Raw genomic sequence first — 19,024 nt, 5'->3', positions numbered from 1 at the left:
AATGAAAATAGCAATCATTGGTGCAATGCAAGAAGAAGTAGAAAAACTAAAATCTGCTCTTATCAACCAACAACAAATAAAGCATAACTACCTAGAAGTTTTTACCGGCAATTTGTCTCATCACGAGATTTTTTTAGTGCAAAGTGGTATTGGCAAAGTGGCCGCTGCAGTAGCGACGAGTATTCTAATTCAGTCATTCAAGCCCGACTTAGTTATTAACACGGGTTCCGCAGGCGGCTTTGACCCAGACCTTAACATAGGTGATATCGTAGTGGCGGACAGCTTGGCTCATCATGATGCAAATGTGACGAGTTTTGGGTATGAGCTGGGCCAACTCCCTGCCATGCCTAGTCAGTTTGTAGCCGATGCCAATTTCAGCCGCGTTGCCTTTGACGCAGCAAAAAACTTGAAAGACGTGACAGTAAAAACAGGACTAATATGCAGTGGCGACCAATTTGTTTGTGACGATAAAACTGCAAGTAAAATTCAGGAAAACTTCCCCTCTATGAAAGCAGTGGAAATGGAGTCTGCCGCCATTGCACAGTGTTGCCACATGATGGACACACCTTTTGTGATCATCCGAAGCCTTTCGGATATAGCAGGAAAAACGTCCACCATTTCGTTTGAACAATACTTAGTTACTGCAGCAGAGAACTCAGCGCGGCTAGTACTGAGCATGATTGACGCCATTTAGTCACTTAATTTGTTAGCTTTCGACGATTTAACTTATAATCAGTTAGAAATAAGCGCGGAGTACAGTTCTCTGCTCACTGTCACCATTGCTTGTCTATGTGAGCGCTATTTGCACTTACCTTTGAGCGCTAACCCATTGGCATTTTGGCGAGTGCTTTGTACCAAGATGAAGAGCAAAGTACTCTCCACCCACGACAGCAAACAACAACATATTTTGGCTGGAGCACTCGGTTTCACCGTATTGGCACTTCCTTTTGTCGCTATCTTGTATTTTCTGTACAACTTGGCTGAATTACATTTAGTACTTGACGCATTAATACTGTTTATATGCCTACAATACAATCACTACCGAAAAACAAGCAAACAAATCAGCACTGCATTGGTAGCACAAAAAAAACAGCTAGCAAGAGACTTACTTAAGACATTCACACTCAGGCAAACTCAAACTTTATCCGAACTTGGTATTGTTAAAGCCACAATTGAAAGTCTTACACTGCGTTTTGTTTATCAGCAATTTACCGTGATTGTTATCTATGTTGGTTTCGGGATTTTTCCTGCTCTTATATATCGTTTACTTTACGAGGCTCAGCAGGTATGGAGTGTTAAGTCGGCAAGCACCCACTTTTTCGGTCAATGCACTTACCTAATCTCACAAACACTGCAATATCTGCCCACGAGAGTATTTAATTTACTTCTCGTGTTATTTTCGTTTAATCAGCGTGCGTACAGTAAATTCGCCCAATATTTAATGAACCGTACAAGCTGGGCCCCAGGTGGGGCAGCCACACTATCAGCATTAAGTATTGCACTAAATGTACATACCGGCGGACCGGTGATACGAGCAGGACAAAAAGTAAGGCGCGGTCGAAACGTAGGCGATATCGAACCGCAAATAAAGGACATAGCAAATGTATCAAATTTGTTAGATAGATGCTTTCTATCCTTGTTGTTAGTCTTTATCTTTCTTATTTAAACCAATGTGATTCGCGCAAACTTTCGTTTACCCACTTGATACACTGCTGAGCCCTTTGTATTCACGATCAGACGTGTATCTTGCACTTTTTCTCCGTCAATTTTCACTGCATTTTGTTTGATCATGCGTATGGCGTCAGAAGTGGATCCCACCAAAGAAGCGTCTTTCAAAATATTCGCAATGGCTAGTCCGTCTTCTGGCAAGGCTAACTCTAGCTCTGGCATGTCTTCTGGAATCGCATTCTTTTGAAAACGTTGGACAAAGTCTTTGTGAGCGTCCTCCGCTTTGTCGTGACAATAGAAGCGCGCAATAATCTCTTTTGCTAAATCAATTTTTACATCTCTCGGGTTTGCCCCTTGTTCTACCGATGATTTTAGTTTTGAAATTTCATCTAAAGGTCTAAAACTCAGTAAATCGAAGTAGCGCCACATGAGCTCATCGGATATTGACATGATTTTGCCAAACATTTCATTGGGTGCGTCAGTAATACCAATATAATTGTTCAATGACTTAGACATTTTTTGAACGCCATCTAAACCTTCTAACAATGGCATCATCAGTACTGTCTGTTGTGCTTGGCCTTGCGATTTTTGTAATTCTCGCCCCATCAACAAATTAAAGCGCTGATCCGTTCCTCCAAGCTCTACGTCAGCTTCCAGAGCGACAGAATCCCAACCTTGTACAAGTGGGTATAAAAACTCATGGATAGCAATCGCTTGCCCATTAGCATAACGCTTTTTGAAGTCATCGCGTTCTAGCATACGCGCTACGGTTTGACTGGCTGCCAATTTTATCATACCCGCAGCGCCCAACTCGTCCATCCATTCGGAATTAAAGCGTATCGTTGTTTTTTTAGGATCGAGTATCTTAAATACTTGTTCTTGGTAGGTCTTTGCGTTTTCCAATACCTGTTCTTTTGTCAATGGTTTACGCGTAACATTTTTTCCAGTTGGATCACCGATTAAGCCTGTAAAATCGCCTATCAAGAAAATAACTTCGTGTCCAAGCTGCTGGAATGTGCGAAGCTTATTGATTAACACTGTATGCCCAAGGTGCAAATCAGGTGCGGTTGGATCAAACCCAGCTTTTATTTTTAACGGTTTTCCAGTCTTTAAGCGTTCAATTAGCTCTTCTTCTATTAAAATTTCGTCAGAACCGCGCTTAATTTCCGCGAAAGCTGTCTCCCAACTGCCCATGTTTACTTCCTAAAAATGTGTTGTGTGAATCGTCTTAAGTAACTTAAATATAAAGGTATAATTTTGAAATAGTTTATTCCTGAAGAACACTTTTTAACCGCCGATAATACATTAGATGGTAAAGTGAACCTTTTGACTGGAAACTAGACTAAATTCGGTATATTCTGGCCTTTAACCTCAGTATTTTACGAGCCTATGTTAAACAATACAATAAAACATATTCCGAAAAAGCATCGTTTTGCAATTGGCGCACTCATGGCCATAATGTTGGTCTTGTTTTTATTGCCCTCTGAAGAGGTAAAGGCGTCTAGAAATATTAAAGTTATGCAACTTGAACCCGGTGTCAAATACGAGTTATCTATTCCCGATATTGCTTCAAAAGTTGAACTTGATGATACCTTTTTCGAAGCCGACGATTACATTAGTCACAAGGTAAAACGTGGCGATACCCTTGCAAGTATCTTCAAAAAGCACAAGTTATCTGCTCAAACCACCTACAAAGTTAGCAAGGCAGGGGACGACGCTAAGCAACTCAGACGCATCAAGCCCGGTGATATGCTATACCTTCACATTGACGAGGCTGGCCAGCTGACCTCTCTCCAATATCCTTTGACGAATACAGAAACGCTACAAATCGCTTTATCAGACAATCAATACATCAGCAGTGTCACCACTAAAAATGTCGAGAAAATTGTTGCCTTTGGGCAGGGCACGATAAAGAGTAGCTTTTGGCATGCTGGTATTGAGGCCGGGTTGAGTGACAATCAAATTATGGAACTTGCCGGCATATTTGGCTGGGATATAGATTTTGCGCAAGAAATTCGCAACGGAGATTCTTTCAATTTAGCTTATGAAGAGCTCTTCGTCGATGGCGAGTTTATTGGCTTTGGTGATATAGTTGCCGCAGAATTTGTGAATCAAGGTGATACCTTTACCGCCATCCAATATACAGACGGCAATTACTATACGCCTGAGGGCAGAAGCATGCGCAAGAGCTTCTTACGGGCACCGATTAACTTTAAGTATTATGTAAGCTCGAACTTTAACCCCAAACGATTTCATCCGGTTCAAAAACGCATAAAACCGCACCGTGGGGTGGATTATGCAGCGCCTATTGGTACGCCTGTGGTCGCGTCAGGAGACGGAAAGGTAATAGAAGCGGGATACAATAGATTTAATGGCAACTATGTGTTTATCCAACACGGTGAAAAATACACCACCAAGTACCTTCATTTCAAACGCAAAGCAGTAAAAAAAGGGCAATGGGTTAAACAAGGGCAAACTATTGGGTACTTAGGCCGTTCTGGGATGGTAACGGGTGCGCACTTACATTACGAATTTCTGGTAAATGGGGTTCACCGAAACCCGAGAACAGTCGAATTACCCAAAGCTAAGCCAATTAAGGCCTCCGAAAAAGACGAGTTTTTGTTGTTAGCGCGCAAGCAACAAGATTTGTTAAATAACAACAAACGCATAATGCTTGCTATGCAATAGAATGCATTATTGAGAGCATAGCGACTACCTTTAGTTGTTAATACTCTCTGAGCATAGCCTTGGTCGCATCATAAAAAAGATTTCCCAAAATTTGCGCTTTTGGCCATTAGGCTATAATGCTTGGAGCACTGCGTTTGGCTCAGATGCAGGTAATATGCGACTCAGTTTTTCTAGACAGTCAAGCCAAGCATATTGTTGTTGAAGCATGTCGTTGTGGTATTTAAAACCTACTTGAGATAACTCAAATTGAGTATTACCATTTTTTATGGCTACAAAACTCACACAGACTTTTGTCATTTCGTGTGTATCTTCCCATCGCCACGTAAAGCTGAGTTTTTTATCTTTTTCAACAAGATTGTACGTACCCTCTACCATTTGACGAAACCCATCATCACTCTCAAAAACTAATCTATAGTTGCTACCTACAGATATCTCACCAATGTATTTACAAACAGTAAGCCTTCCCGGTGCGCACCACTTTACAATCAATTCGGGTTTTGAAAAAGCATCAAAGACATCAGACACAGAAGCGTTTAGCATCCCTTCTAAAGTAAACTTATACATCCAAACAGCTACTCCAAATTTTTTGTTCAACAGTATTAGTTATCGGCCAAAATCTTCTAACACGCAGAAAAAAATGGCTATTTTTTCACATATTAGTCTATTAAATTGGTGACAAAAAAGGCGCTACTAAATAGCGCCTAAAAAGGAGTGTTGAATGCTAAGAATGCTTCATTTAAATCGTGAAAGTTTCAGATAAACTATTGACTTACTAGCCTTTTCGCTTCGCTTGTTCTTGAGTCACTTTAGCTAATAAGACCAACTGAGAGTCCGTCATATCTTGACCAGATCTGTGCGCTAAATATTTTGCATTTTTAACCGCACCATTTTTTAGAGCAAAGCTTATTGGGTCATCACCATTACATACCAAGCCTTTCATAATGGCTTGATGACTCAAGCGTGTATTTTTTAGTGTTTTTGACAATTGTAAGCGGCTATTTGATTGAATCGCCTCACAAACCTTAACTAGCCTATTCTCTTCAGATTTACTAATTGCAGCTGCATTTTGAACAATGAGGAAGGAACCTAACATCAACATAGAGACTTTAACTAACTTACGCATAACCTGCTCCTGAACAATCGACTTTTCTACCCCTTGTAAATACTAGCTAATAAGGGATGAATTTGAATTAAAAGGAGGCTCAAATGAGCCTCAAAATGCCTATGTCTAGGGAAGACTTTTTAAAGGCAAGGTTGAGTTTAGGCTAATTTTTTTTACAGGAAAGAGATATATGACAGAGCGACGGATTCATGAGACGAGTGGCAGTACAACCCTTTTTTTAGAGGTTAGCACTGCGCACTCCCAATCTATTAACTGGCTAGTTCTGTCAAATACTTGGTCATTCCTTGATTAAATAAACGTAACCAAGTACCACTTAATTGACCTCGGTAGTTTTTATTTAAAGCAATCACTGCGTCCTTTGGAGACAAGGGCTCACCATTGTCTTGTGCTTGGTTTATTAAGTTATCGTACCTATCAAGAATACCAAGAAGTTTGGCTCCTTCGCACATTTGATCACCGTCAATACCAAGAGGATAGCCACTTCCATCAACATTTTCGTGATGTTGCATCACAATTTTTCGAGCTTCATCCCACTCGTTGAGATGCTCAATCAATCGCGTGCTTTTGTATACATGTGAACGCAATAAATTTGACTCCAGCGCACTTAATCGCTCTTCTTTGCAAACAATATCATGCGGCATAAAAGCCATACCAAAATCATGTACGTAACACGCGACAGCCAACTGTGCTTCGTCAATTGGAGTATTGTGCAAACCGTTGATATAGAACGCAAGAATTGCCAGTCTATCTCCCCTTCCTTCCTTATATCCAGCTCGTTTTTCAATTGGCCGCATGACCTCCCTGAAAAACAGAAGATCAACTTGTTTTTCAGCCGACAAGTTTTTTGGAATACCTGTTTTGGCGAGTTGTACTGTACTCTCTTCCGCTAACTCTTCTTTATTCTGAAGACGATTGAGCGCTTTAAGGATAAGACGTTCGTGATCAGCTTGGTTATGTTCATCCACTTTCTTAATGATGGCGATCGTGTCATCTAAAGCTTCTTTATCATATTCAACCTTACCGTCTTGAATACATGCAGTGACAAACTGACTGACTCGATCCATTAGCCGCATAACCAAGTCACTCAATACACTATTATACTCCGTCTCGCCTTTTCGAAGTAAATCAAGAATATCTTCAAGATATTGAAGTACTTCTATCATCGGAGTAAAACCGACTAATCCGAGATCGCCCTTAATCGTATGAACTGATCTAAACAAAGCCCGTTGTAAGTCGTTATCCGTCGGCGTCAACTCAAGTTCGATAAGCGTCTGTTCACTCGCTTCGTAAAGTTCTTGTATTTCTTCTCGCAAATCTTGGAGGATATCTTCATCTAATTCTTCAGGTGTAAAAAGCGCCATATACCTATCAATCAATTCAGTAAAACTGCTGTATATATCGGCAATTTTTAAGATAAATTTACTCGTACACTATGAGTTTTTACACGAGCAGGTATAATGCGCGCTCTACGTAAAATTTGGGAGCAATAGTGGTAGCCGCACTTCGATTTGTCATACTTTTTGTCTATTTTATTCTTATAAACATTGGCTTGGTCATTTTCTGTCTACTGCGTCCAATGCACAAAAACAATGTCTATTGGGCCGGTCAGGTGTATTCTAGTATGTCGTACATTTTGGGGATCAAGCTAGTCGTTCACACAGCGCCAGAAGTAAAAGATGACGGCTCATACCTATATATTGCTAACCATCAAAATTCATATGATTTAATTACGGTGAGTCGTTCCGCTAGACCTGGAGCAGTCACTATTGGCAAAAAGAGCCTAAAATGGATCCCCGTTTTCGGTCTAATTTACTGGCTTTCTGGAAACATCTTAATAGATCGAAAAGACTCTGCCAGTGCAAGAGGCACACTTGCGGGTGCCAGTAAAAAGATAAAAGAGAAAGGTTTATCTATTTATATGTTTCCAGAGGGAACGCGAAGCCGAGGCAAAGGTATATTGCCATTTAAAACTGGCGCATTTAGATTAGCACAAGAGACAAAGCAACAGATTGTACCTATCTGCTGCAGTGATCTCAGTCATATTAAGTTTAATCGATGGAACAATGGCACGGTAATCATCGATGTTATGGCACCAATGAGTATCTCTAGCGAAGAAAACGCAAAACAAATAGCCAAACGCTTTGAAAACCTGTACAAAGAAAAATTAGTGTCGCTGACTAAAGAAGCAAAAAAATTAAGTCAGACTCAAGACAACTAGGATCTGTTGACCCTAATAAAAATGACGGAAATGTATACGTGAACAACGAAGAATTACTTGAATGGCATGATTTTAATGAAGAAACCATCGACGCACTGACTGATGATGGTACAGATGTATCAAAGCCACATGTTATCGAACATCATTTTGCCTGTAACAATTTTGATAAGTTAGAAAAGGCAGCGGTAGACACTTTTAAAGCTGGGTTTGAAGTTTCCGATGCCGAAGAGCTTGTCCTCGACGACGGCGGAATCGTATTTTGTTTTGACGCCGTTACAGAAAAAAAACTCGACGTAAGTGCTTTTAATAAAGACACCGATACTTTAGTAATCATCGCACAAAAGCATGGCGTCCATTATGATGGCTGGGGCACTTACTTTATCGAAAAGCCGAACTAAGACCTTGTGAACGCTTGAGCCTACTTTCAATTGAAACAAGGCTCAAGCAACATAGTCTGATTACTTATAGCTAAAAGAATACTATAAAGCACTAATAACTGATATTTGTTCATTAATTTTAGCCAGTTGCATCTCTGCGTCCGCTAATTTCGCTTTTTCCTTTTCTATAACTACTTCTGGGGCTTTGTTGACAAAGTTTTCATTACTGAGCTTACCTTTAGTACGTTGGATCTCCTTCTCCAATTTTTCTGTCGTTTTACTCAAACGCGTTAATTCTGCTTCTTTGTCAATTAATCCCGCCATCGGTATGAGCACTTCCATTTCACCCACTAAGGCAGTGGCGGAAGCAGGCGCTTCTTTCCCAGATGCTAATACAGTAACCGAGGACAACTTTGCCAAATTTAGTAAGTACTTACTACAACTATCTAGTATCATTTGGTCGCGTTCAGACACATTTCTCAACATGACTTCTAGTTGCTTAGACGGCGCGATGTCCATTTCACCACGAATGTTTCGAATGCCCACAATAAACGATTTCACCCACTCAATATCGGACTCAGCCTCTGTATCTAACAGCTTCTCATTTACTTCGGGAAAAGGTGCCAACATGATACTCTCGGCATCGGTATGATGAGATGATAACGGGCGTATCTTTTTCCAGATTTCGTCTGTTATGTAAGGCATAAAGGGATGCAGTAAACGCATCAAATGCTCGAGCACATTGATGAGGGTGTGGCGAGTACCTCGTTTTAAACTCTCGCTGGAATTAGAGGCGTTCAACACTGGTTTACTCAATTCTAAATACCAGTCGCAAAATTGATTCCAAGTAAACTCGTACAAGCTTTGCGCTGCTAAATCAAAACGGTATTCACTAATATGTTGTTCAAAATTTTTCAACGTAGCCTGAAATCTTGACCAAATCCAGCGATCAAATACGCTTAGGCTGAGCTCTCCGCCTTTATTGCCAGTATCAAAACTTTCCGTATTCATTAATACAAATCGCGTGGCATTCCAAATTTTGTTGCAGAAGTTACGGTAACCTTCGACCCGATTCATATCAAAGTTAATGTCACGACTGGTCGAAGCAAGGGACGCAAAGGTAAATCTAAGCGCATCGGTACCATAGGCGGAAATGCCTTCTGGGAACTGTTTTCTCGTAGATTTCGCCACTTTTTTTGCTAGTTGCGGTTGCATCATGCCACTAGTCCGTTTATTGACCAAGGTGTCAATATCAATACCGTCAATCAGATCAATAGGGTCAAGCACATTGCCCTTAGATTTAGACATTTTATCGCCATTTTCATCTCTGATCAGCCCTGTAATATAAATGTCTTTAAACGGAATATTGCCAGTGAACTTTTTAGTCATCATTATCATTCTGGCCACCCAGAAAAATATGATATCAAAGCCTGTTACCAAGACTGAACTTGGCACAAAGGTGTCTAGTTCTGGTGTTTTTTCTGGCCACCCCATGGTAGCAAAAGGCCAAAGTGCAGAGGAGAACCAAGTATCTAGCACGTCCTCATCTTGTTTAAGCACTATATTTTCAGCCAAACTATACTTGCTTCGTACCGCTATCTCACTTTCGCCAACGTATACCTTTCCATCTTGATCATACCAAGCTGGAATGCGATGCCCCCACCATAACTGGCGGGAAATACACCAATCTTGAATATTGTGCATCCACTGGTAATACGTTTTGTTCCAATTCTCTGGAATGAACTTAATTTCGCCCGACTCCACTGCGTCAATTGCAGGTTTAGCCAGCGATTCGACCGCTACATACCATTGGTCGGTGAGGTAGGGTTCGATAACAACGCCACTTCTATCACCTCGCGGTACTTTTAATTTATGGGGTTTTATTTCAACCAGTAACCCAGCGCTTTCCAAAGTATCAACGACTTTACTGCGTGCCTCAAAACGCTCTAAACCTTGAAACTCTTTTGGCGCATTCTCATTCATGCAAGCCGTATCGGTAAAGAGATTTATCATTGGCAATTGATGACGTTTACCTAACTCATAGTCATTGAAATCATGCGCGGGGGTAATTTTAACGCAGCCGGTGCCAAACTCAGGATCAACATAGTCATCAGCCACTATCGGGATCTCGCGTCCTGTTATAGGTAGCTTGATCATTTTACCGATTAAATGTGTGTACCTTTCGTCATCAGGGTGCACAGCTACAGCTGTATCTCCCAACATTGTTTCCGGACGAGTCGTAGCAACAATTAGCTCCTCATTCCCCTCAACAAGCGGGTAACGCATGTGCCACATAAAACCATCTTCTTCTTCGCTTATGACTTCTAAGTCTGAAACAGCTGTCAGCAGAGCCGGATCCCAATTAACTAGCCGCTTACCTCTGTAGATTAGTCCCTCTTCGTACAGCTGAATAAATACTTCTTGCACCGCCTTAGATAAGTTGGAGTCCATGGTGAACACTTCTCGATCCCAGTCGGGAGAGGTGCCTAGTCGACGCATTTGCTGCGTTATGTTCCCACCAGATTCTTCCTTCCAGTCCCAAATTCGCTCGACAAACTTTTCACGTCCAAGATCATGCCTTGTCATGTTTTCAGCATTGAGCTGACGCTCAACGACCATCTGCGTCGCGATACCGGCGTGGTCAGTACCACACTGCCATAAGGTGTTGTCACCCTTCATTCGTCTATAGCGAACCAAGGCATCCATTACAGTATGTTGAAATGCATGCCCCATATGCAGGTTACCCGTTACATTTGGCGGCGGTAACAAAATACAATAAGGCTCACCATGCCCACTCGCGCGGAACATGCCATTTGACTCCCAATGCTCATAACATGCTTTTTCAATTTGACTGGGATTAAAGGTTTTTTCCATTTACAACATCTCTTACTTTATAGCTTATGCTTTGTTGAATGCCATGCTACATTGCGCATTTTTATACGTCGCGTAGCGTGTCCGAGCAAGCGCTTTCTGCTCTGTTTCGGTAGGCACGAAATCGTGTATATTTTCGATTCGATGAAAATCTTGAAGTATTTCCATCGTTAAATTTATGACTAGTCGTCTATTTTTTATGCGTCGACCTTCATTTAGTTGATCTTTCCACATAAGGACAATCGGCACAGCTTTGTCGTCGCCCTCACCTTCTAAGGCATGTGGAATAAACCTATTGACTGGTTTTTGCCAAAGCAGCTCATCTATCGATTCGGCCTGCATTTGCGAAGAGCAAAGCAAAGTAGCATAAATCTTAGCATCGAATGCTTCTTCTACGAGTCTGACTGCAATCGCTAAAATTGCTTCGTTATCATCAGCGGACGCAAGCAACTCATGAAATGTTACCTTTGTTGCCATTTTCTATTCTTCTGGTAAAGAGCTGGCTTTATTCATTAGGTACTGCGTTAACATGGGCACAGGGCGCCCCGTTGCGCCTTTATTAGCACCTCCAAGCCATGCAGTACCAGCAATATCCAAATGTGCCCAATGATACTTTTTCGTAAAACGAGACAAAAAGCACGCTGCGGTAATCGTGCCTGCAGGACGCCCGCCGATGTTTGCCATATCTGCAAAGGGGCTTTCAATTTGCTCTTGGTAATCATCCCAGAGTGGCAACCTCCAAGCTCGGTCTGAGCTTTGCTCAGAAGCATTCACAATGTCATGCGCCAAAGGATTGTGGCTACTCAATACGGCTGTGGCATGTTTTCCGAGTGCTATCACACAAGCTCCGGTTAGTGTCGCGACATCAATAACCGTATCTGGTTTATATTTTTCGACAAAGGTCAATGCATCACACAGCACCAACCTACCCTCAGCATCGGTATTCAAAACCTCTACGGTTTGGCCTGACATTGTCGTTAAAATGTCACCCGGACGATAAGACTTACCATCGGGCATGTTTTCACAACCGGCAAGCACACCAATAACATTTATTGGCAGGTTCAACTCTGCAACAGCATGCATCGTCCCTAATACGCCAGCTGCTCCACCCATGTCGTATTTCATCTCGTCCATCGCCTCGCTCGGCTTGATAGAAATACCACCAGAATCAAAAGTCAGTCCTTTACCCACTAATACAATGGGGGCTTGGTCGGCATGCCCCCCCTTATGATGAATGATACTCATCATAGATTCATTTTCAGAGCCTCGCCCCACCGCTAAATAGCTATTCATCCCTAATTTAGTCATTTGTGCTTCATTAATTGTCTCAAGAGTCAAGCTATCGAATTCTTCGCATAACGCACTTGCCAAAGTATTTAAATAAAGCGGATTACAAATATTGGGGGGCATATTGGCCACATCTTTACAAGCCTTCACCCCTCTACTTACTGCATTAGCATGTTCTATTGCTTTTTCTCCAAGCGGAAGTTCTTTTCGCGTGGGAACATTAAATATCATTTTGCGAAGCGGACGGCGTGGTTCACCCTTTTTGGTTTTTAACTGCAAAAAGGTATACACTGACTCATTCGCTGCTTCGACAGCCTGACGCACTTTCCAATATGTATCGCGCCCTTTCACATGTAATTCAGTAAGAAAGCTGACGGCTTCCATAGAGCCTGTTTCGTTTAAAGTTTTTATTGTTTTGGCAACTATCTGCTTGTACTGTCTTTCGTTAAGTTCACGTTCTTTGCCACACCCTACTAACAAAACACGTTCACTCAGTACATTGGGAATATGGTGCAATAAAAGCATTTGACCAGCTTTACCTTCTAAATCACCTCTACGAATAAGGTTGCTGATATAACCCTCACTCACTGTATCAAGTTGCTCAGCGACCGGCGTTAAGCGTCTAGGTTCAAAAACCCCCACAACAATACAAGCACTTCGCTGTTTTTCTGGGCTGCCGCTTTTTACACCAAATTCCATAGTATTCCCTCTTATTTAACGATTTTTTTTGCATTGGAACATGCATTGTTCGACAAAATAACTGTTATTATTATTTTCAATTATAGCTAGTTGTCGTCAGTGATAGGGCCTTGTGCTACACTAAACGAAAAGCCCATGCTCCTAAACAAAACTGCCACAAACGTTAAGTTTACCGCAATATGCGCATCTTGCCATCAAAAACCTATTTTTGATTGGGAAATTTACAGTGCGCTTAAGGACTAAATTGAAACACATATAAATGTTGATTTTTAAATATTTACTACGCGAGACCTTCAAATCGCAAATAGCTGTGTTCGTCATCTTGATGTCGATATTTATCACTTTAAGGTTTGTACGTATTCTTGGCGATGCAACCGATGGGAATGTACCTGCTGATTTAGTCTTGGGCTTCATTACTCTATATTCACCTGTTCTTGCCAGTCTAGTCCTTCCTATCAGTCTTTTTTTAGGCATCATGTTGGCTCATGGAAGGTTGTACGTAGACAGTGAAATAACTGTACTGAAAGCGTGTGGAGTTAGCGAATGGTATATTACCCGAATCGCACTTGTTTTTTCTCTGTTCATTGCTGTTATCACAGCTACCGTTACACTCTATTTATCCCCACTGTCCCTTGAAAAAGAATATCAACTCAAAGAAGATGCCGCGGCCAAGTCAGGCATTGCTGCTTTGATCCCAGGGCGCTTTCAGGAAACGGGGAACAGCAATGCTGTTATCTTCACGCATGAAATTAGCGATGGAGAGCTTAAGCGAGTCTTTCTGTCTCAACAAAATAAGCAATCTGACGAACTTCAAATAATTTACTCTCAATCAGGAACGATCGAAGAGGGGCCCGCAGGCGAACAAAAATTAGTGTTAAATACGGGAACTCAGTATCAAGGCCACACCAAAGAAAGTGACTATCATATTGTCAATTTTGATCAATACTCAATTGTCGTTGCCGAGGGGCAAAGCCAACAAGCGAGGCGAAAACCTGCAGCTATCCCAACATCTGAATTGTGGAACACCGCTGGCATAGAGGCAGCCGCTGAACTACAGTGGAGACTTGCTATACCGCTTAGCTTACCACTGCTAGTACTGATCGCAGTGCCCATGTCGTCAGTCGACCCGCGTCAAGGTCGATTCGGAAGAATGCTGCCTGCTTTACTCTTGTACTTAGGCTATTTTTTGCTATTACTCGCCTCCCGCCGCCTCATGGAAGATAACAAATTGCCCTCTTTCGTGGGCTTGTGGTGGGTGCATGTTGTCATGCTATTGGTGGGCGTGACGTTGCTAGTAAGAGGCAGAAAAACGGGTGCTTATTTCAGACGAGTACTGCTGAGGAAACAAGATGCTTAAAATTCTTGATTTGTATATTGCACGCACGCTCCTGAGTACCACAACCTTGACTTTGGCTGTGCTAATTGGCTTGAGTGCATTGATTAAGTTTGTTGAGCAACTCCGTCGTGTAGGCCAAGGCGACTACGACATGACCGTTGCAGCGCTCTACGTACTTTTAAGCTTACCTCGAGAAGTCGAACTATTCCTGCCAATGGCAACATTACTAGGTGGGCTAATAGGCATAGGTATGCTCGCACAAAGTAGCGAGTTAGTCGTTATGCAAGCATCAGGTATGAGTCGTTTTCAAATTACCCTTTCAGCTTGTAAATCGATTGTTCTAATAATCATTGCGATAATGGCAGTGAGCGAATTTGTTACACCTGAAAGTGAAAGTAAAGCTAAAGAAATACGTACCCAAGCACTCTCGGGAGGCAGTATTTTGTCATCAGAAAGCGTAACATGGGCAAAAGATGGAAATAACTTTGTAAGCATTTCTGATGTCATTGATGAGAACAATTTGCAAGATATACAGATCTACATGTTCGATGAAGAACTAACAATCGAAAAAATATTGTCTGCCTCTCAGGCCAGCTACACAGGCTCTAACTGGAACTTGAGTGAAGTCGTTATCCTGACATTTACAAACAGTAAAATTCATCAAGAGCATTTAAATGCCTATACTTGGGATAGTACCTTAACCCCTGATAGGTTAGGAATTGATGCGGTAAAACCAGAAGCGTTGTCTATTCAGGGTTTACTAGAATATGTCGACTATTTGGAAAATAACCAACAGGATGCTTCTCGTTATGAGCTTGCACTGTGGCGAAAGATAACTCAACCATTTTCGGTAATTGTAATGTTGTTATTAGCCATGTCCTTTATTTTTGGTCCTTTGCGAAGTGTAACGATGGGAGCTCGAATAATCATGGGAGTAATAGCAGGTTTTTCTTTTTACATCTGCAATGAAGTGTTCGGTCAGATCAGCTTGGTCTTCCAACTTACCCCTGTCTTTGGTGCAATTTTACCTAGCTTGGTTTTTGCAGGGATTACAGTTTTTCTGTTGAAGCGCTAAGTTTACAACGCTTACCAACTTTTGTGGTGGTTTTCCTCTTTGCTTAGAAACAACACTTCGGTGCCAGACAAGCGGTCTTGAAGAGACTGCTTGTTTTTGTAGTCAAACAACACGAGTAAAGTACCTAAACCACCAAAAGCGAGTATTAGCCTAATAAACAAACGCCAATATCCCATTGCTTGTTCGGGGTTCAAAGTGTACATCCGTAGTCTCCATGCTCTCATTCCCAACGTTTGACCACCATGCTTCCAAAACCATAAATAAAATAAAACAACCCAAAAAACCATCCACAACTGCACAAGAAGTTGCAGCACAATAGAAGCTTGTATCGACTCACTAAGGTGTTCATAGCCAAAATTTGGTATAACGTTTTGAGACATCAATACCGCTAATATAGAAACAATTACCAAACCCGATAGCACAGCAATGGCGATCGCAATTAAGGTGTCGTAAACCATGGCCGCGAGGCGTCTTAAAAAACCAGCTCGCTGCGCTATGTTTGTTGAATTATTCACCATAAAAACTTATCTGAAAGTGAGCAGTTATTTAAGTATACCAGATAGTAGGCTGTTTAAGACTAATGTGAACGACAAGATTGAGAGCTTTATGATAAATACGCTTAATTGTTGATAATTAAAGCAATTGAGCGTTTTTTTAGCTAAATTTTGAAAAACTACTTGAACAGCTTAAATAACTCCTTATAATCCTGCTCACTTTGCTAAGGCAAGCATGGTCACCAAAGCCAGAGTGGCGGAATTGGTAGACGCAGCGGATTCAAAATCCGCCGCCCGTGAGGGTGTGCCGGTTCAAGTCCGGCCTCTGGTACCATACTTTTTAAATACACAAGCTAACGCAAAGTTCCAAAAAAAATCACAGCTAATAAGCGGTTACCGCCGCTAAAACCCTCTTAGATTTATTTTACACATCTATACAGATTCAAAAACGATATTAATGCACTCACTTGATAGTGAAAGACACTAACATATCTTCCAAAATTGTTTGAACATCATCGAGTTTTTCAGTCGCAATAAAAATACTCATACTCGAATTCAAATTTGCATCAACACCATGTTGCCCGCCCAAAAACGTACGCTCAAGTGCCTTCCTGACTCTTTCTAAAAATGACTTCGCTGTTGCTTCTTCAATGTTGGTTAAACATAGAATAAACTGCTCTGGGGCTAGCCTTCCCAAAATATCATGCTCTCTAGTGACGGTTGACAAAGTTGAAGCTACCTCCTTCAAAATGAGATCACTTTTATCAACGCCCATCAATCTATTGAGATCTCTAAAGTTTGCTAAGTCGAATATAGCGATAGCATGCGCTTTATTTGCCGCAGGGGCTTGAAGCTTCGATATTTTCGATACCACTGACTCAGGACTATATAAACCAGTTATCGGATCTATTTCTCGTTGTTTTATTAACCTGCGTTTGAACAATATATAACCTATGAGCGAAACGCTTATAACCCCAAAAACAGCAAAATATCCGAAGTAACTAACCAATTTTTTTTCAAATGCTACTTTTGATTCAAGCTCCTGAATTTTTCCATACAACTCCGTTATGTTTATCGAGTTGCTGTATTTTACCTTCTCTGAGCTAACTATTTTTTCAATGTAAAAATAATCGTTTATGGCTTCTTTTGTTAACTCAAGATCATTTAACGCAAGGCCTGCCTTTATTTTGAAAGTATTCCATTCACTACTAAATCTTAAATGCTTTTCAACGCCGCTATCGTCGAGAATTTCATCATTAAATAAAGCACGTAGACAAACTTGATCGTTCAAATGTAAACACCAAATACCTTCATGCCATTTGTAATATGCGTTCCAAATTTTATTCTCAATGCCGCTGTCAAGTCGTTTCCAAGCGTCTAACGTCGCTTTTAACTGAGCAAACTTTTCTTGTTTTGCATAAATTCTACTTTTTGAAAATAAATAAATAAAGTTGGTGTAAAGTGTATCCACTTCCTTGTTTATTTCTTCGTAATCTAAAAGCAAATTTTCTGCCAGGTCGTACTGCTCACTACTAGTATAGGCATTAATGGCACTTGTAAGGATAGATAAGCGATTGCTACCGTTATATACGCCGACTCCCAGATTGTGTGCTTTAAGAAATTGCTCTGCCGCTAAGTGATAAAACTTTTCTTCGGAATAAACAAAACCCAGTGAATTATGTATATGCGCGAGTAAGCCGTTATTCCTATTAGTAGAATAGTCATCCAATAAAGCATATATTTTGCGTAACTTTTCCTGAACTGTAAAAGTTTCACATTCTGTGATGTAGCCTAAATTAGCGCTAACATAAATATCATTGTATTTGCCGTTCGCTAACTCAATAGCTTCTTTGTAATGTTTGCAAGCTTCAAAAACTTTAGACGAAACATCATATATGAAAGCTAATTGATATATTGCGTCAGCATAATAGTCAGAACTGCGATCTGTATATTCACTCTGTGTAAGAGACAATAGAGAATTCTTTGCTTGAGCTAAGCTACCAATACAGATCTGATGTTGAGTCTGTTCTACAGACAAACGATATTTCTGCAATGGCGTAAGCTCATCATTTGCTAACAATTCGTTTAGTCGTGGAATAAGATCAGGAACTGGGCAATCATAGCTTGGTGCGGATACTGTTTTGATGAACTGTTCAATGTCTGATTCTGCTCGTGCAAAAAAAACGAATAATGTGCAGGACACTATACTAAAAAGTATTTTTATTACTTTTGATGTTAACCATTCAAAATACATGGGTTTAGCTAATAATTTCGCTTTTAAAATTAATCGACTTAGTCTAAATTTTTACTTGTAAACATACAACCACAATATAGGCATTTTATGCCTCGGTATACTTCCATGTCTAATAAGATAGCTAATCATTATGTCGATAAATAAACAACGACTCGCTACAATATGTTTTTCTCTATTTTTCTCATCCCCTCTCTTATCGAAAACAACGGTTATTACAGAAGATTTTGAAGATCATCAATATAACTGGTCATATCAACTACACCCTAGAGGGATAAGTATTATCGATGAGCCTTCTAGTAACAACAAGAACAAAGTAGCGCTATTCGAGTTAACTGGTGAAGACTATTTTAACTGGAAAGGTAATCCAGGTTTAAACAGGTGCGAGCTTCAGTTTAAACCCAATGAGACATCATCTAATAGTCAGACATTTTTTAATTGGCGCTTTAAAATTCCAGACTATTTGAGTGACGAGGAATATCAAATTGCCTATGCTGAATCTGATACAAGTTACAAACAAGCTTTTAGACTACAGGTAAAAGCGCGGTACTTAGAACTCTATTCAACTGCAGAAAATAAGCTGCTTTGGCGATCGAATATAAACCTTAATCGAGATTGGTATGACATCTCATTAGAAATATTGTGGCATGAAGAGAAGGGTAGGTTAAGTCTAAGTATAAACAATAAACCTGTATTTAGTGGATACACCATTACCAAAATTGAAAAAGAAAACATGTTTTTCCAAGTTGGGCTGCTTAGAAAAAATGAAAGCTCTGTCGCAAAAATGTTTCTCGATGATCTTTCAATTATCACAACTCTGTAGAGCCAAACAATGTTTTCATCTTACAAAAACAACAAAGCCCCAGCATGGGCTGGGGCTTGTGTCTAGATTAGGAGTCTGGCGATGTGCTACTCTCACATGGGGAATCCCCACACT

17 protein-coding genes and 1 tRNA gene are annotated in these 19,024 nt (G+C 40.8%); 9 read left to right on the top strand and 9 right to left on the bottom strand.

Features of this window, described 5'->3' with window-relative positions:
• The first annotated feature begins 1 nt into the window (after window position 1).
• Both ACFOHL_RS16775 and ACFOHL_RS16770 read left to right on the top strand, forming a co-directional pair.
• Window positions 2–694, top strand: a complete 693-nt coding sequence (locus tag ACFOHL_RS16775; RefSeq protein ID WP_376921398.1) for a 5'-methylthioadenosine/adenosylhomocysteine nucleosidase — start codon at window positions 2–4, stop codon at window positions 692–694.
• A 9-nt stretch (window positions 695–703) separates the two neighbouring features.
• Window positions 704–1,666, top strand: a complete 963-nt coding sequence (locus ACFOHL_RS16770; protein ID WP_376921397.1) for a cobalamin biosynthesis protein CobD/CbiB — start codon at window positions 704–706, stop codon at window positions 1,664–1,666.
• On the opposite strand, the gene tyrS is transcribed toward ACFOHL_RS16770, so the two are convergent.
• Window positions 1,663–2,862, bottom strand: a complete 1,200-nt coding sequence (tyrS, locus tag ACFOHL_RS16765; RefSeq protein ID WP_376921396.1) for a tyrosine--tRNA ligase — start codon at window positions 2,860–2,862, stop codon at window positions 1,663–1,665. The two genes, ACFOHL_RS16770 and tyrS, sit on opposite strands and share 4 nt — an antisense overlap.
• 195 nt (window positions 2,863–3,057) lie before the next feature.
• On the opposite strand from tyrS, the gene ACFOHL_RS16760 reads away from it, so the two are divergent.
• Window positions 3,058–4,356: an OapA family protein gene (locus tag ACFOHL_RS16760; RefSeq protein ID WP_376921395.1), complete on the top strand. Its 1,299-nt coding sequence runs from the start codon at window positions 3,058–3,060 to the stop codon at window positions 4,354–4,356.
• A 111-nt stretch (window positions 4,357–4,467) separates the two neighbouring features.
• On the opposite strand, the gene ACFOHL_RS16755 is transcribed toward ACFOHL_RS16760, so the two are convergent.
• From ACFOHL_RS16755 to ACFOHL_RS16745, 3 genes are all read right to left on the bottom strand, one after another.
• Window positions 4,468–4,920 carry an SRPBCC family protein gene (locus ACFOHL_RS16755; protein ID WP_376921394.1) on the bottom strand — a complete coding sequence of 151 codons (453 nt, stop codon included), beginning with the start codon at window positions 4,918–4,920 and terminating at the stop codon, window positions 4,468–4,470.
• Between the two features lie 208 nt (window positions 4,921–5,128).
• Complete coding sequence (locus tag ACFOHL_RS16750; protein WP_376921393.1) at window positions 5,129–5,479, bottom strand: DUF3718 domain-containing protein; 351 nt, start codon at window positions 5,477–5,479, stop codon at window positions 5,129–5,131.
• A gap of 248 nt (window positions 5,480–5,727) precedes the next feature.
• Window positions 5,728–6,840, bottom strand: coding sequence for an HD domain-containing phosphohydrolase (locus ACFOHL_RS16745; RefSeq protein ID WP_376921392.1), 1,113 nt, complete (start codon window positions 6,838–6,840; stop codon window positions 5,728–5,730).
• A 260-nt stretch (window positions 6,841–7,100) separates the two neighbouring features.
• Between ACFOHL_RS16745 and ACFOHL_RS16740 the strand changes: the two genes are divergently transcribed.
• Together ACFOHL_RS16740 and rraB are read left to right on the top strand one after the other, a co-directional pair.
• Window positions 7,101–7,697, top strand: a complete 597-nt coding sequence (locus tag ACFOHL_RS16740; protein WP_376921391.1) for a 1-acylglycerol-3-phosphate O-acyltransferase — start codon at window positions 7,101–7,103, stop codon at window positions 7,695–7,697.
• 38 nt (window positions 7,698–7,735) lie between these two features.
• The gene (gene rraB / locus ACFOHL_RS16735) at window positions 7,736–8,095 is read left to right on the top strand and encodes a ribonuclease E inhibitor RraB (protein WP_376921390.1); all 360 of its coding nucleotides are present in this window, start codon (window positions 7,736–7,738) and stop codon (window positions 8,093–8,095) included.
• Window positions 8,096–8,176: 81 nt separating this feature from the next.
• Here the strand turns inward: rraB and ACFOHL_RS16730 are convergent, their stop codons facing one another.
• Genes ACFOHL_RS16730 through pepA form a run of 3 tightly spaced genes read right to left on the bottom strand, consistent with a single transcriptional unit; the run spans window position 8,177 to window position 12,931 of the window.
• Window positions 8,177–10,948 (bottom strand): valine--tRNA ligase, encoded by a 2,772-nt coding sequence (locus tag ACFOHL_RS16730; RefSeq protein WP_376921389.1) that lies wholly within the window; start codon window positions 10,946–10,948, stop codon window positions 8,177–8,179.
• A 24-nt stretch (window positions 10,949–10,972) separates the two neighbouring features.
• Window positions 10,973–11,422 (bottom strand): DNA polymerase III subunit chi, encoded by a 450-nt coding sequence (locus ACFOHL_RS16725; protein ID WP_376921388.1) that lies wholly within the window; start codon window positions 11,420–11,422, stop codon window positions 10,973–10,975.
• A 3-nt stretch (window positions 11,423–11,425) separates the two neighbouring features.
• Window positions 11,426–12,931, bottom strand: a complete 1,506-nt coding sequence (gene pepA / locus ACFOHL_RS16720) for a leucyl aminopeptidase (protein ID WP_376921387.1) — start codon at window positions 12,929–12,931, stop codon at window positions 11,426–11,428.
• Window positions 12,932–13,190: 259 nt separating this feature from the next.
• On the opposite strand from pepA, the gene lptF reads away from it, so the two are divergent.
• Window positions 13,191–14,288 carry an LPS export ABC transporter permease LptF gene (lptF, locus tag ACFOHL_RS16715; protein ID WP_376921386.1) on the top strand — a complete coding sequence of 366 codons (1,098 nt, stop codon included), beginning with the start codon at window positions 13,191–13,193 and terminating at the stop codon, window positions 14,286–14,288.
• Window positions 14,281–15,342 (top strand): LPS export ABC transporter permease LptG, encoded by a 1,062-nt coding sequence (gene lptG / locus ACFOHL_RS16710; RefSeq protein WP_376921385.1) that lies wholly within the window; start codon window positions 14,281–14,283, stop codon window positions 15,340–15,342. The genes lptF and lptG overlap by 8 nt, the downstream gene beginning before the upstream one ends.
• 11 nt (window positions 15,343–15,353) lie before the next feature.
• On the opposite strand, the gene ACFOHL_RS16705 is transcribed toward lptG, so the two are convergent.
• Window positions 15,354–15,860: an RDD family protein gene (locus tag ACFOHL_RS16705; RefSeq protein WP_376921384.1), complete on the bottom strand. Its 507-nt coding sequence runs from the start codon at window positions 15,858–15,860 to the stop codon at window positions 15,354–15,356.
• Window positions 15,861–16,083: 223 nt separating this feature from the next.
• Between ACFOHL_RS16705 and ACFOHL_RS16700 the strand changes: the two genes are divergently transcribed.
• Window positions 16,084–16,170 (top strand) — tRNA-Leu (locus ACFOHL_RS16700).
• Between the two features lie 129 nt (window positions 16,171–16,299).
• Here the strand turns inward: ACFOHL_RS16700 and ACFOHL_RS16695 are convergent.
• Window positions 16,300–18,039, bottom strand: coding sequence for a GGDEF domain-containing protein (locus tag ACFOHL_RS16695; RefSeq protein WP_376921383.1), 1,740 nt, complete (start codon window positions 18,037–18,039; stop codon window positions 16,300–16,302).
• Window positions 18,040–18,220: 181 nt separating this feature from the next.
• Between ACFOHL_RS16695 and ACFOHL_RS16690 the strand changes: the two genes are divergently transcribed.
• Complete coding sequence (locus ACFOHL_RS16690; RefSeq protein ID WP_376921382.1) at window positions 18,221–18,910, top strand: heparin lyase I family protein; 690 nt, start codon at window positions 18,221–18,223, stop codon at window positions 18,908–18,910.
• Window positions 18,911–19,024: the final 114 nt, after the last annotated feature.

Origin of the sequence: Agaribacter flavus (assembly GCF_042646125.1) — a bacterium.
In the GTDB taxonomy this organism is placed as follows: domain Bacteria; phylum Pseudomonadota; class Gammaproteobacteria; order Enterobacterales; family Alteromonadaceae; genus Glaciecola; species Glaciecola flavus.
This window is presented reverse-complemented; position numbering and strand designations above follow the sequence as displayed.